The organism is Streptomyces sp. NPDC058401 (genome assembly GCF_042722885.1).
GTDB lineage: Bacteria > Actinomycetota > Actinomycetes > Streptomycetales > Streptomycetaceae > Streptomyces.
Window position 1 is genome coordinate 19,145 of the sequence record NZ_JBHXKA010000091.1, and the last position, 13,541, is coordinate 32,685.

Consider the following 13,541-nt stretch of genomic DNA (forward strand, 5'->3'; position numbering starts at 1 on the left):
ATGTCGTGCCCCGGCTCAAGTCCTGGAGAGGGGCAGTCCATGAGGATCGGCGTACTGGGTACGGGCAACATGGCGGACGCGCTCGCCACGCACTGGGTGCGGGCGGGGCACGAGGTGTTCGTCGGGGGGCGGGACACGGACCGGGCGCGGCGGCTCGCCGCCCGCCTGGGCAGCGGAACGGCCCACGGCAGCCTGCGCGCCGCGGCCGGCTTCGGCGAGGTGGCGCTGGTGGCACTGCCGTACGACGCGGGCGCGGAGGTCGTCGCCGGCCTCCGCACCCCCCTGGAGGGGCGGGTCCTGCTCGACTGCTCCAACCCCGTCGGCCCCGGCTTCCGCCTGCTGACCGCCACGGGTCCTTCGGCGGCCGAGCAACTGTCCGCGGCGGCGCCGGGCGCACACGTGGTGAAGGCGTTCAACCTCTGCCACGAGGACGTGTGGCGCATGAACCCGCCGGTCTTCGACGGCCGCCCCCTGTCCGTCCCGGTCTGCGGCGACGACCCGGCGGCCCTCACCCTCACCCACACCCTGGTCCGCGACACAGGCTGCGTCCCCCTCCCCGCAGGCGCCCTGGACCGCGCCGGCCTCCTGGAGGCAACGGCCGCCCTGTTCATCGGCCTGTGGGTAGGAGAAGGAGCCGACGCCCAGTCGATAGCCCCACCCCACCCCTTCGCCACGGGCCCCACCCACCCCTGACCCGAACCCCACACGCCACAACGCCCGCCACCCCTGGTCGGGGACGTGGCGGGCGAGGTGTCGAGTGCCGTACTTCGTTGTACGGACCGTATGAGGGGTCCCGGCCGGGGCCGGGGGTACCGCGGAGACCTCAGCCGCCACACCGACGGCCGGAGGCCGGCGCAGCCGGGCGAAGCCCGGGAGGCCGCCTGCGGCCGAGCGGTGCGAGCACGGCGTAGAGGATCAGACGGTGATCGAGCGGTCCGTCGGCTTGACCGGGTACGGGAGGGCGCTGGTGCCGGTCAGGAAGCGGTCCACGCCGCGGGCGGCCGAGCGGCCTTCCGCGATGGCCCAGACGATCAGCGACTGGCCGCGGCCGGCGTCACCGGCGACGAAGACGCCGTCGACGTTGGTCGCGTAGGAGGCGTCGCGCTCGATGTTGCCGCGGGCGTCCATCGCCAGGCCGAACTGGGCCGTGAGGCCGTTCTCCTGGTCGGTGCCGGTGAAGCCCATCGCCAGGGTGACCAGCTGCGCGGGGAGGACGCGCTCGGTGCCGGGCTTCTGGACGAGCTTGCCGTCTTCGAAGGCGACCTCGACCAGGTGGAGGGCCTTGACGTTGCCGTCCTCGTCGCCCTCGAAGTGGGTGGTGGAGACGGAGTAGATCCGCTCGCCGCCCTCCTCGTGAGCAGAGGTGACCTTGTACAGCATGGGGAAGGTCGGCCAGGGCTGGCCGGTCGGCCGGTCCTCGGAGGGACGCGGCATGATCTCCAGCTGCGTGACCGAGGCCGCGCCCTGGCGGTGGGCGGTGCCCACGCAGTCCGCGCCGGTGTCGCCGCCGCCGATGACGACCACGTGCTTGCCCTCGGCGGTGATGGGGGGCGCCATGAAGTCGCCCTCCTGCACCTTGTTCGCGAGGGGGAGGTATTCCATCGCGAAGTGGATGCCGTTCAGGTCGCGGCCCGGGACCGGGAGGTCGCGGGAGATGGTCGCGCCCGCCGCGATGACGACCGCGTCGAACCGCTTGCGCAGGTCGGTGGCGGTGATGTCGCGGCCGACCTCGACGCCGGTACGGAACTTGGTGCCCTCCGCGCGCATCTGCTCGATGCGGCGGTTGATGTGCACCTTCTCCATCTTGAACTCGGGGATGCCGTAGCGCAGCAGCCCGCCGATGCGGTCGGCGCGCTCGTACACCACCACGGTGTGGCCGGCCCGGGTCAGCTGCTGGGCCGCGGCGAGACCCGCCGGGCCGGAGCCGATGACCGCGGCGGTCTTGCCCGACAGGCGCTCGGGCGCCTGCGGGGTGACGTCGCCGTTGTCCCACGCCTTGTCGATGATCGAGACTTCGACGTTCTTGATGGTGACGGCCGGCTGGTTGATGCCGAGCACGCAGGCGGACTCGCACGGCGCCGGGCACAGCCGCCCGGTGAACTCCGGGAAGTTGTTCGTGGCGTGCAGCCGCTCGGAGGCGGCGGTCCAGTCCTCGCGGTACGCGAAGTCGTTCCACTCGGGGATCAGGTTCCCGAGCGGGCAGCCGTTGTGGCAGAACGGGATGCCGCAGTCCATGCAGCGGCCGGCCTGCTTGCTGATGATCGGCAGCAGCGAGCCCGGAACGTAGACCTCGTTCCAGTCCTTGAGGCGCTCGGCCACAGGACGGGTGCAGGCGGTCTCGCGCGGGGTGGTGAGGAAGCCCTTCGGGTCAGCCATTGGTCGCCGCCTCCATCATCTTCTCCGTGGTCTCGGACTCGGAGAGTCCGGCGAGCTCAGCGGCGTCCTTGGCGGCGAGCACTGCCTTGTACGTGGTCGGGATGATCTTGCTGAAGCGGGCCGCCGAGGCGGTCCAGTCAGCCAGGAGCTTCGCGGCCACGGTCGAGCCGGTCTCCTCCTCGTGGCGGCGCACCACATCGTGCAGCCACTGGGAGTCGGTGTCGGAGAGGGCTTCGAGCGCGCCCGTGTTGCCGACGTTGACGTTGGCCGGGTCCAGGTCGATGACGTACGCGACGCCGCCCGACATGCCCGCCGCGAAGTTGCGGCCCGTCTCGCCGAGGACGACCGCGGTGCCGCCGGTCATGTACTCGCAGCCGTGGTCGCCCACGCCTTCCGAGACGACCAGGGCGCCGGAGTTGCGGACGCAGAAGCGCTCGCCGGTGCGGCCGCGCAGGAACAGCTCGCCGCCGGTGGCGCCGTAGCCGATCGTGTTGCCCGCGATGGTCGAGTACTCGGCCAGGTGGTCGGCGCCGCGGTCGGGACGGACCACGACGCGGCCGCCGGAGAGGCCCTTGCCGACGTAGTCGTTGGCGTCGCCCTCCAGGCGGAGCGTGACGCCCTTCGGCAGGAAGGCGCCGAAGGACTGGCCGGCGGAGCCGGTGAAGGTCAGGTCGATGGTGTTGTCGGGCAGGCCCGCGCCACCGAACTTCTTCGTGACCTCGTGGCCGAGCATGGTGCCGACCGTGCGGTTGATGTTGCGGATCGCGACCTGGGCGCGGACCGGCTGGGCGGTCTCGGCCGAGTCGGCGTTCAGCGCGTCCGCGGCGAGGCGGATGAGCTCGTTGTCGAGCGCCTTCTCCAGACCGTGGTCCTGCTCGATCAGGGCGTGGCGGACCGCGCCCTCGGGCAGCTCCGGCACGTAGAAGAGCGGCTCCAGGTCGAGACCCTGCGCCTTCCAGTGCGTGACGGCCTTGCTGGTGTCGAGGAGCTCGGCGTGACCGACGGCCTCCTCGATCGTGCGGAAGCCCAGCTCGGCGAGGAGCTCGCGCACCTCCTCCGCGATGAACTCGAAGAAGTTGACGACGAACTCGGGCTTGCCGGAGAAGCGGTCGCGCAGGACCGGGTTCTGGGTGGCGATGCCGACCGGGCAGGTGTCCAGGTGGCAGACGCGCATCATGACGCAGCCGGAGACGACGAGCGGCGCGGTCGCGAAACCGAACTCCTCGGCGCCGAGCAGCGCGGCGATGATGACGTCGCGGCCGGTCTTGAGCTGGCCGTCCGTCTGGACCACGATGCGGTCGCGCAGCCCGTTGAGCAGCAGGGTCTGCTGGGTCTCGGCGAGGCCGAGCTCCCAGGGACCGCCCGCGTGCTTCAGCGAGGTGAGCGGGGAGGCGCCCGTACCGCCGTCGTGGCCGGAGATGAGGACGACGTCCGCGTGGGCCTTGGAGACACCGGCCGCGACCGTACCCACGCCGACCTCGGAGACCAGCTTCACGTGGATGCGGGCGACCGGGTTGGCGTTCTTGAGGTCGTGGATCAGCTGAGCCAGGTCCTCGATGGAGTAGATGTCGTGGTGCGGCGGCGGGGAGATCAGACCGACGCCCGGGGTGGAGTGCCGGGTCTTGGCGACCCACGGGTAGACCTTGTGGCCGGGCAGCTGGCCGCCCTCGCCGGGCTTGGCACCCTGCGCCATCTTGATCTGGATGTCGTCCGCGTTGACCAGGTACTCGCTCGTGACACCGAAGCGGCCGGAGGCGACCTGCTTGATGGAGGAGCGGCGCGCCGGGTCGTACAGGCGGTCCGGGTCCTCGCCGCCCTCACCGGTGTTGGACTTGGCGCCCAACTGGTTCATGGCGATGGCGAGGGTCTCGTGCGCCTCCTTGGAGATGGAGCCGTACGACATGGCGCCGGTGGAGAAGCGCTTGACGATGTCGGCGACCGACTCGACCTCGTCGATGGAGATCGAGGTCCGGTCTTCCGACTTGAAGCCGAAGAGTCCGCGGAGCGTCATCAGGCGCTCGGACTGCTCGTTCACCCGGTCCGTGTACTGCTTGAAGATGTCGTACCGGCGGTTGCGCGTGGCGTGCTGGAGGCGGAAGACCGTGTCCGGGTCGAACAGGTGCGGCTCGCCCTCGCGGCGCCACTGGTACTCGCCGCCGATCTCCAGCGCGCGGTGCGTGGCCGCGATGCCGGAGGCCGGGTACGCCTTGGTGTGGCGCGCGGCCACCTCCTTGGCGATGACGTCCAGGCCGGCGCCGCCGATCTTGGTGGCGGTGCCCGCGAAGTACGCGGCGACGAACTCCTCGTTCAGGCCGACGGCCTCGAAGACCTGCGCGCCGCGGTAGGAGGCGACGGTGGAGATGCCCATCTTGGACATGACCTTCAGGACGCCCTTGCCGAGCGCGTAGATCAGGTTCTTGATGGCCTGCTCCGGCTCCAGGCCGGACAGGAAGGTACCGGCGCGCAGGAGGTCCTCGACGGACTCCATGGCGAGGTACGGGTTGACCGCGGCCGCGCCGTAGCCGATGAGCAGCGCGACGTGGTGGACCTCGCGGACGTCGCCGGCCTCGATCAGGAGACCCACCTGGGTGCGCTGCTTGGTGGCGATGAGGTGGTGGTGCACGGCCGAGGTGAGCAGCAGCGACGGGATCGGCGCGTGCTCGGCGTCGGAGTGACGGTCCGAGAGGACGATCAGGTGCGCGCCGTTCTCGATGGCCGCGTCGACCTCGCCGCGGATCTCCTCCAGGCGGGCGGCCAGCGCCTCGCCGCCGCCGGAGACCCGGTAGAGGCCCGAGAGGGTGGCGGCCTTCATGCCCGGCATGTCGCCGTCGGCGTTGACGTGGATGAGCTTGGCCAGCTCGTCGTTGTCGATCACCGGGAACGGCAGGGTGACGCTGCGGCAGGACGCGGCGGTCGGCTCCAGCAGGTTGCCCTGCGGGCCGAGCGAGGACAGCAGCGAGGTGACGAGCTCCTCGCGGATGGCGTCCAGCGGCGGGTTGGTGACCTGCGCGAAGAGCTGGGTGAAGTAGTCGAAGAGCAGCCGGGGGCGCGCGGACAGGGCCGCGATCGGGGAGTCGGTGCCCATGGAGCCCAGCGGCTCGCCGGCGGTGCGGGCCATCGGCGCGAGGATGACGCGGAGCTCTTCCTCGGTGTAGCCGAAGGTCTGCTGGCGGCGGGTGACCGAGGCGTGGGTGTGCACGATGTGCTCACGCTCGGGCAGGTCCGTCAGCTCGATCTCGCCCGTCTCCAGCCATTCGGCGTACGGGTGCTCGGCGGCCAGCGCGTCCTTGATCTCGTCGTCTTCGATGATCCGCTTCTGGGCGGTGTCGACGAGGAACATCTTGCCGGGCTGCAGGCGGCCCTTGCGGACGACCTTGGCCGGGTCGATGTCCAGGACGCCGACCTCGGAGGAGAGCACGACGAAGTCGTCGTCGGTGACCCAGTAGCGGCCGGGGCGCAGACCGTTGCGGTCGAGGACCGCGCCGACCTGGGTGCCGTCGGTGAAGGTGACGCAGGCGGGGCCGTCCCACGGCTCCATCTGGGTGGAGTGGTACTTGTAGAACGCGCGGCGGGCCGGCGACATGGAGGTGTGGTTCTCCCACGCCTCCGGGATCATCATCAGCACGCTGTGCGGGAGGGACCGGCCGCCGAGGTGGAGCAGCTCCAGGACCTCGTCGAAGGAGGCCGAGTCGGAGGCGTCCGGGGTGCAGATCGGGAAGATGCGCTCGAGGGCGCCTTCGCCGAAGAGGCCGGAGGCCAGCTGGGACTCGCGGGCCTTCATCCAGTTCCGGTTGCCCTTGACCGTGTTGATCTCGCCGTTGTGCGCGACGAAGCGGTACGGGTGGGCCAGCGGCCACGACGGGAAGGTGTTCGTCGAGAACCGGGAGTGGACCAGCGAGATCGCGGAGGCGAAGCGGCGGTCGGAGAGGTCCGGGAAGAAGGGCTCCAGCTGGCCGGTGGTCAGCATGCCCTTGTAGACGATCGTGCGGGCGGAGAGCGACGGGAAGTAGACCCCGGCCTCGCGCTCGGCGCGCTTGCGCAGCACGAAGGCCTTGCGGTCCAGCTCGATCCCGCTCGTCCCGTTGCTCACGAAGAGCTGCGAGAAGGCCGGCATGGTGGCGCGGGCGCCGTTGCCGAGCAGGTCGGGGGTGACCGGAACCTCGCGCCAGCCGAGAACCGTGAGGTTCTCCTCGGCGGCGATGGCCTCGATCTGCTCCACGGCGACGGCCTGTGCGGTGCCGTCGGCGGGGAGGAAGGCGATGCCGGCGGCGTAGGCGCCGGCCTCGGGGAGGTCGAATCCGGCCACCTCGCGCAGGAACGCGTCGGGGACCTGGGAGAGGATGCCGGCGCCGTCGCCCGAGTCGGGCTCGGATCCGGTGGCGCCTCGGTGCTCGAGGTTCCGCAATACGGTCAGCGCCTGCTCGACCAGCGTGTGGCTGGCCTCGCCGGTGAGGTTGGCCACAAAGCCGACGCCGCAGGCGTCGTGCTCGTTGCGCGGGTCGTACATGCCCTGCTGGGCGGGGCGACCGTCCATGGGCGACCAGGCGGTGGTGCTGAGGCCGGTCGCGGAGTGCGTGGATGCGGAACGCATCGGCTCTCCCGTCGTCGTCGTGGCATATGTGCATAGCCGAGGGACGACGTTGGCCCTCTGCGAAATTTCGTGCAGATTACATGATGACGACAATCCCGAGAAGCGGATATGTCATTCCAGCATGCGGACACTGCACGGAGCAGACAAGAGGGGACTTTCGCAGGTGTCCGGCTCTCGGGACACGGGACGAAGGTCCCGGCACGGGGCGGGCCTCATTGCCCGGCGCCCGGAGTCTGATGCCCGGCGGACACGGAAACGAAACCGCCGAGTAACTGACTACTTATGTTGCGTACTGCATAGTGTCTCACTCCCTGCACGGTCAGCCTACGGCTCCGCCGATCCAGGTTCCCAGGATGTACGTCACACCCGCGGCCGCGCCACCCAGGACGAGCTGGCGCAGCCCGCTGTACCACCAGGACCGGGCCGTGACCCGGGAGACCACCGCGCCGCAGAGGAAGAGGCCCGCCAGGGCCGCGAGCACCGCGGGCCACAGGACGGTCAGGCCGAGCAGGTAGGGCAGCAGCGGGACGAGCGCGCCGAGCGCGAAGGATCCGAACGAGGACACGGCCGCGACCATCGGCGACGGCAGGTCGTCCGGGTCTATCCCGAGCTCCTCGCGGGCGTGGATCTCCAGCGCCTGCTCCGGGTCGCGGGACAGCTGCATGGCCACCTCGCGGGCCAGCGCCGGCTCGACGCCGCGCGATACGTACAGCTCGGCCAGCTCCTCCATCTCGTCGATGGGGTGCTTGCGCAACTGCTGGCGCTCCACGTCCAGTTCGGCGAGCACGAGCTCGCGCTGGGAGGCGACCGAGGTGTACTCCCCCGCCGCCATGGAGAAGGCTCCGGCGGCGAGGCCGGCCAGGCCGGTGACCACGATGACGTGCGGGGCGACGGCGCCGCCGGCCACGCCGGTCATCAGCGCGAGGTTGGAGACGAGTCCGTCCATCGCACCGAAGACCGCCGGGCGCAGCCATCCTCCGTTGACGTCACGGTGGGTGTGGTTGTCGCGGTGGGCGGTGTGAAGCGGTGCTTCGATATCGATGATGGACATGGCTGGCTATCTCCCCATTTGTACGAGCGGGTGCACAGAGCTGTGCCATGGACGGCGCGCGGACACCCACTCCCCCGGAACACCTCGAAACTACGCACGATTTTTGCCCTCCGCCAGCAAGGAAGGCCGTACTTACCTGGGGTTTTGGGGATCGGCGACCGGGTGACGGCGACCCGCGGCGGGTGTTTCGCGACGAGCGACAAACCACATGCCATGGCACAAATCCCCCAAGGGCTCAATATGAGTCCCATCCAAGTGGGAGAGGCGCGCCATGGAGCTGATGAAGCAGATTGCATGCAATCCGCAGGTCCTCCTCGAACGGGCCCGGGGCGCTCTTCTCGGACTCGCGGTGGGTGACGCGCTGGGTGCCCCCGCCGAGAACATGAAGCCGTCGGAGATCCGGGCGAAGTGGGGCCGGATCGAGGGCTTCGTCTCGGACGATCCGGCGGGCACGGACGACACGGAGTACGCGATCTTCTCGGGCCTGCTGCTGGCCCGCCACGGATCGGCGCTGACGGTCGCCCACGTCGAGCGGGCGTGGCACCACTGGATCGCGGACCTGGACGAAGGCCCGTTCCGCGGCGCGGGCTTCTCCGAACGCGGCACCCTGGAGAACCTCCGCCGGGGCCTGGCGGCCCCCATCTCCGCCCAGCACCGGCACGCCTGGTCGGACGGCCTGGCCATGCGGGCGGCCCCCTTCGGCGTCTTCGCGGCGGGCCGGCCCGCCGAGGCCGCCCGGCTGGTCGCCATCGACGGCTGCGTCAGCCACGACGGCGAGGGCATCTACGGCGGCCAGGCCGTCGCGGCCGGGGTCGCGGCGGCGATGGCCGGGGGCTCGGCGGCCTCCGTCATCTCCGCGGCCCTCTCCGTCATCCCCTCGGACTCCTGGACGGGCCGCTCCCTGCGCCGGGCCGTGACGGCCGCCCCGCGCGGCGAGCGGGCGGTCCGCTCGGCGGTGGTCATCGGCGGCTACCCCTGGACCGACCTGGCCCCGGAGGCGGTCGGCCTGGCCTTCGGCGCGTTCGCCGCGTGCGGCGGCGACTTCGCCTCCTCCGTCCTCATGGCGGTCAACATGGGCCGCGACGCGGACACCACCGCCGCCGTGGCGGGCGCGCTCGCCGGAGCGATGTCCGGCGCCCCCGCCATCCCGGCCGCCTGGTCCTCGGCGATCGGCCCGGTCCGCGGCAGCTGCCTCCCCTCGATGCGCGGCTACCACGTCCTGGACATCGCGGACCTCCTCACCCCGGAAACCGAGACCCCCCGATGACCCTGACCCCCACCACCCCGGCCAACCCGCCCCTCCACCCGAACCCGGCGGACGACACCCCGGCCAACCCGCCCCTCCACCCGAACCCGGCGGACGACACCACGACCGGACCGGCCGACAGCCGGGAGGCGGGCCGGCCCGTCGCCCCGACGGCCGACCGTCCCGAACCGGCCCGGGACCCGGTGGTCGCCGGTGCGCCCGTACCCGAGTTCCGTCGCGCCGTGACCGCCGTACGGGGCGACGCCGCCCCCGGGGTTACGGGGGCACCGGCGCCGGTCCGGGGGCCCGGGGCGCTGCCCCCGGTTTCGGGAAGGGGCGGGTACGGGGAGAGTCCCTCCGGCCCGCAGCCGGCCCGCGCCGGGCTCGACGCCCCGCCGTGCACGCCGGCCCGTACCCCCGATGCGGCGGACCTGCCCCGCCGGGCGCTCCGGGGGGACACCCCGGCCCACACCCCCCCGGTGGAGGCCGCGCCCGGCCCGCTCACCGTCTGCGCCCCCGGGGGCGCCCGCACGCAGGCCCGTACCGGCCCGCCCGTGCAGGACGCGCCGGACGTGCAGGACGCGCAGCCCCGTACGACCACGGCCACCGCCACCGACACCCCCCGCACCGAGGGGCCCCGGCGGATCGAGGGGCTGTTGCTCGGGCTCGCCGCGGGCGATGCCGCCGGGTGGCCGGCCGCTCGGCACCGGGCCAGTCGGATGCCCGAGTGGACCCGCCGCCTCACCCGGGAGCTCGACACCTTCGCCGAGCAGAACGCCACCACCACCCTCCCCGTCCCCATCGCCCTCAACCAGCCCCCGGAACCCCTCCGCCTCGGCCCCTCCGACGACGCCGAGTGGGCGGCCTTCGCCGCCGAGTCCGTGCTCACCGCCGCCGGCGTGCTGCTCAGCGACCTCTCCCGGTCCCGCCGCATGCGCGCCGCCATCGACCTCGCCTGGAACGCGCTGGCCAGCGAGGTCGCGGCGGCAGCGGAACGCGCGCCCGAGGTGGAGTCCGCCGTCCTGCCCCTCCGTGCCCGGATCTCCGTCCGGGCCGGCCTCGGCAACCTCGCCGCCGGCCTGCGTCCGCCCGCCACCGGCCACGACAACCCGCACTACTTCGACGACGCCGCCTGCATCCGGGCCTGCGTCCTCGCCGTCGTGCATCCCGGGGACCCCGAGGCCGCGGCGGACCTCGCCGAGTTCGACGCCCGCTACACCCAGGACGGCGACGGGGTCCACGGCGCGCGGGCCATGGCCGCCGCCATCGCCACCGCCCTCGCCGGGACCGGGACCTGTACGGCCGCGGACACCGACGCCGCCGTCGACGCCGCCCTCGCGCAGCTCCCGGAGTCCACCGAGATCGGCCGCAACGCCCGGCACGCGGTGAAGCTCGCCCGCGCCGAGCGGGGCGCGGCCGGCGGGGCCTTCGCGATCGTCCCGCTCCTGGAGCACCAGATCGTCGACCACGTCTACAGCTACGGGATCGCCGCCGCGGAGACCGTCCCCGTGGCCCTCGCCCTCGCCACCGCCGCCCGCGGCCGGGTCGGCGAGGCGGTCCCGGCCGCCGCCTGCCTGTCGCGCGTCGCGGACTCCGCCCCCGCCCTCGCCGGTGCGCTGACCGGCGCCCTCGGCGGCGGCGACTCGCTCCCCGCCGCCTGGCGCGAAGCGTGCCGCACCCTCTCCGGCTGCGCCCTCCCCCGCCTGGCGGGCACCGACCTCGTCGAACTGGCCGCGCTGCTCACCCGTACGGAACTCACCTCACCCAAGCCCCAAGGAAACCCCCGGACATGACGACCCTGACCCCCGTGGACCCCACCCCCGACACCACCTCCACCCCCTTCCCCTCCCTGGACGACCGGATCACCGGCGCCCTCGTCGGCGCGGCCGTCGGCGACGCGCTCGGCGGCCCGGTGGAGGGCTGGACCCCGGAACAGATCGTGGAGCGGCACGGCGGCCGGGTGCGCGGCATCGTCGGCCCGTGGCACGAGGACTGGCGTACGGCGCGCCCGATCGCCCCCTACCACAAGGGCGACGGCCACGTCACCGACGACACCCTGATGACGCACGCGCTGGTCCGGGTGTACGAGGCCGTACGGGACCACCTGGACGCGTACGCGATCGCCGAGCACCTGGTCCCGGACCTGATGACGATCCCCCGCTGGATCCCGGAGCTGGAGGCGGACGCCCTCCCCCTCCAGCGGATCTTCCTCGCCGAGAAGTGGATCGTGACCCGGCTGCACTACGCGCACGCGGACCCGCGGGAGGCGGGCAACGGCAACATCGTCAACTGCGGTGCGGCGATGTACATGGCGCCGGTCGGCCTCGTCAACGCCGGCAATCCGGCGGGGGCGTACGCGGAGGCGCTCGACGTCACGGGCGCGCACCAGTCCTCGTACGGGCGGGAGGCGGCGGGCGTGTTCGCGGCGGCGGTGGCGGCGGCCTGCGTACCGGGCGCCACGGCGGCCTCGGTGGTCGACACCGCGCTCTCCCTGTCCAAGGACGGCACCCGCGCGGCCATCGCGGCGGTGTGCGAAGTCGCCGCCCGCCACCGGGACTTCGAGTCGGCGCTGGCCCCCCTCCGGGCGGCCGTCGCCCCGTACGACTCGGTCGGCCCGGACTACCGCGCGCCGTCCCTGGGCGCGCGGCGCCCCTCCCGCCTCCACTCGATCGAGGAACTCCCGGTCGCGCTCGGCATGCTGCTCGTCGCCGAGGGCTGCTACGAGACCTCCGTGCTCGGCGCGGTCAACTACGGCCGCGACTGCGACTCCATCGCGACCATGGCCGGTGCGATCGCGGGAGCCCTGTCGGGCGTTTCCGCCGTCCCGCCCGCCTGGGCGGACCGGGTCGCGGAGGCCAGCCGCCTGGACCTGCACGCACCGGCCGTTTCGCTGGCCGCGGTGACCCGGGAGGTCTTCGCCCTCGACCACTCCCGCCGCCGCGCCCACGAAGCCGCCTTCGCCGCCCTGACGGCCCCCCGATGACCCCGATCCACCCGGCCGCCCCGTCACCCGCCGACACCGACCCACTCGGGCACGCCGCACCGCCCCGGACCCAGGACGACTGCAACCCGCCCCTGCCCGGCCCGGAGTCTCCCGCCCCGGGGGCGGGACCCCGTGGCTCGGCCCCGGGGGCGGGACCCGGCGGCTCGGCCCCCACGCCGACGTCCCCAACCCGGGCCACGCGCCCGACCACTCCGCCAGCGCCACCGCCCATGCCCGGCCCGGCTCCGGGCCCCCACGGGGCCCGGGGAGCGCAGACCCGCGGCCCTGCCCGGGCCGGGGCCGAGGATTCCCCCACCCCGCCCCTTCCCGAAACCAGGGGCAAGCCCCTGGACCCCGGCCTCCCGACCCCGGCCACCGGGGCCGTAGCCACGGCCGAGACCGGAGCCGGGTCCGGCCGCGGAACCGGAGCCGAGACCGGGGCCGGAGCCGGGGCCGGGTCCGGGTCCGGGGCCGGGGCCGGCCGCGGAGCCACGGCCGAGACCGGGGCCGAGACCTGCCGCAAAGCCGAAGCCGAGACCGGAGCCGGAGCCGAGACCGGCCGCGGGGCCGAAGCCGAGACCGGGGCCAGAGCCGGCCGCAGAGCCACGGCCGAGACCGGGGCCGGGGCTGTCCGGCTGACGTGGGTCCAGCCCGAGGACCTGGTCGGCCACGAGTTCCGGCAGGCCGCCGAGGACGGCCGCGGGGAGGCCGCGGAGCCCCTGCTGCGCGTCTGGCTCGCGGCGGGCGGCCACCTCGCCCCGGCCCGCGCGGGCGCCTCCCCCACCCCGGCCCCGCCAGAACTCCGAGCCCTGGCCGCCGACCTCCTGACGGCCCTGGCCGCCCTCCCCGACCCCTGGGCCCCCACCGGCCCCGCCCGGCCCGGCCCCACCCCCTTCCTGCACGCCCCCGCAACCGAGGCTCTGGGATCCGGCCCCGCCCCGCCCGGAGGACCGGGCTCCGCGCCGGGGTCCAGGGGACTGCCCCCGGTTTCGGGAAGGGGCGGGGTGGGGGAACTCTCCCCCGCCGAAGCCCTCTCCGAGGCAAGAACCGCGTCCGGGACCGTGCCCGAAGCCGCCCCCGAAGCCCTGCCGGAGGCCAGGTCCGGGGCCGCGCCCGAGCTCGGATTCATGCCGGAGGCCATGCCCAGAGCCGGGGCCATGCCCGAGGCCCTGCCTGGAGCCTTGCCCTGGGCCGGTTCCGGGGCCGGGACCGGGGCCGGGACCGGGGCCGAGGCCGAGGCCGGGACCGGGGCCGGGGCCGGGACCGAGGCCGGGACCGAGGCCGAGGCCGGGAC

At 73.4% G+C, this 13,541-nt stretch carries 7 protein-coding genes and 1 pseudogene; 5 read left to right on the top strand and 3 right to left on the bottom strand.

Annotation, left to right across the window (positions count from 1 at the left end; all coding sequences use genetic code 11):
• Window positions 1-39: 39 nt before the first annotated feature.
• Entirely contained in the window at window positions 40-693 is a 654-nt protein-coding gene (locus tag ACFWNV_RS27835) for an NADPH-dependent F420 reductase (protein ID WP_383952295.1), read from the top strand.
• Between the two features lie 222 nt (window positions 694-915).
• On the opposite strand, the gene ACFWNV_RS27840 is transcribed toward ACFWNV_RS27835, so the two are convergent.
• The 3 genes from ACFWNV_RS27840 to ACFWNV_RS27850 all read right to left on the bottom strand — a co-directional run bounded on the left by ACFWNV_RS27840 (window position 916) and on the right by ACFWNV_RS27850 (window position 8,018).
• Window positions 916-2,376 carry a glutamate synthase subunit beta gene (locus tag ACFWNV_RS27840; RefSeq protein WP_327307221.1) on the bottom strand — a complete coding sequence of 487 codons (1,461 nt, stop codon included), beginning with the start codon at window positions 2,374-2,376 and terminating at the stop codon, window positions 916-918.
• Window positions 2,369-6,910 (bottom strand): glutamate synthase large subunit, encoded by a 4,542-nt coding sequence (gene gltB, locus ACFWNV_RS27845; RefSeq protein ID WP_383952307.1) that lies wholly within the window; start codon window positions 6,908-6,910, stop codon window positions 2,369-2,371. The genes ACFWNV_RS27840 and gltB overlap by 8 nt, the downstream gene beginning before the upstream one ends.
• 376 nt (window positions 6,911-7,286) lie before the next feature.
• Window positions 7,287-8,018, bottom strand: a complete 732-nt coding sequence (locus ACFWNV_RS27850) for a VIT1/CCC1 transporter family protein (protein WP_383952297.1) — start codon at window positions 8,016-8,018, stop codon at window positions 7,287-7,289.
• Window positions 8,019-8,298: 280 nt separating this feature from the next.
• Here ACFWNV_RS27850 and ACFWNV_RS27855 point away from each other — a divergent pair, with 280 nt between their 5' ends.
• From ACFWNV_RS27855 to ACFWNV_RS27870, 4 genes and pseudogenes are all read left to right on the top strand, one after another.
• Entirely contained in the window at window positions 8,299-9,285 is a 987-nt protein-coding gene (locus tag ACFWNV_RS27855) for an ADP-ribosylglycohydrolase family protein (protein ID WP_383952299.1), read from the top strand.
• A complete protein-coding gene (locus ACFWNV_RS27860; protein WP_383952301.1) occupies window positions 9,282-11,057 on the top strand; it encodes an ADP-ribosylglycohydrolase family protein in 1,776 nt (591 codons plus the stop codon). The genes ACFWNV_RS27855 and ACFWNV_RS27860 overlap by 4 nt, the downstream gene beginning before the upstream one ends.
• Window positions 11,054-12,247 carry an ADP-ribosylglycohydrolase family protein gene (locus ACFWNV_RS27865; protein ID WP_383952303.1) on the top strand — a complete coding sequence of 398 codons (1,194 nt, stop codon included), beginning with the start codon at window positions 11,054-11,056 and terminating at the stop codon, window positions 12,245-12,247. The genes ACFWNV_RS27860 and ACFWNV_RS27865 overlap by 4 nt, the downstream gene beginning before the upstream one ends.
• A gap of 230 nt (window positions 12,248-12,477) precedes the next feature.
• Window positions 12,478-13,541 (top strand): annotated as a pseudogene (locus tag ACFWNV_RS27870) (hypothetical protein); the annotation flags it as partial.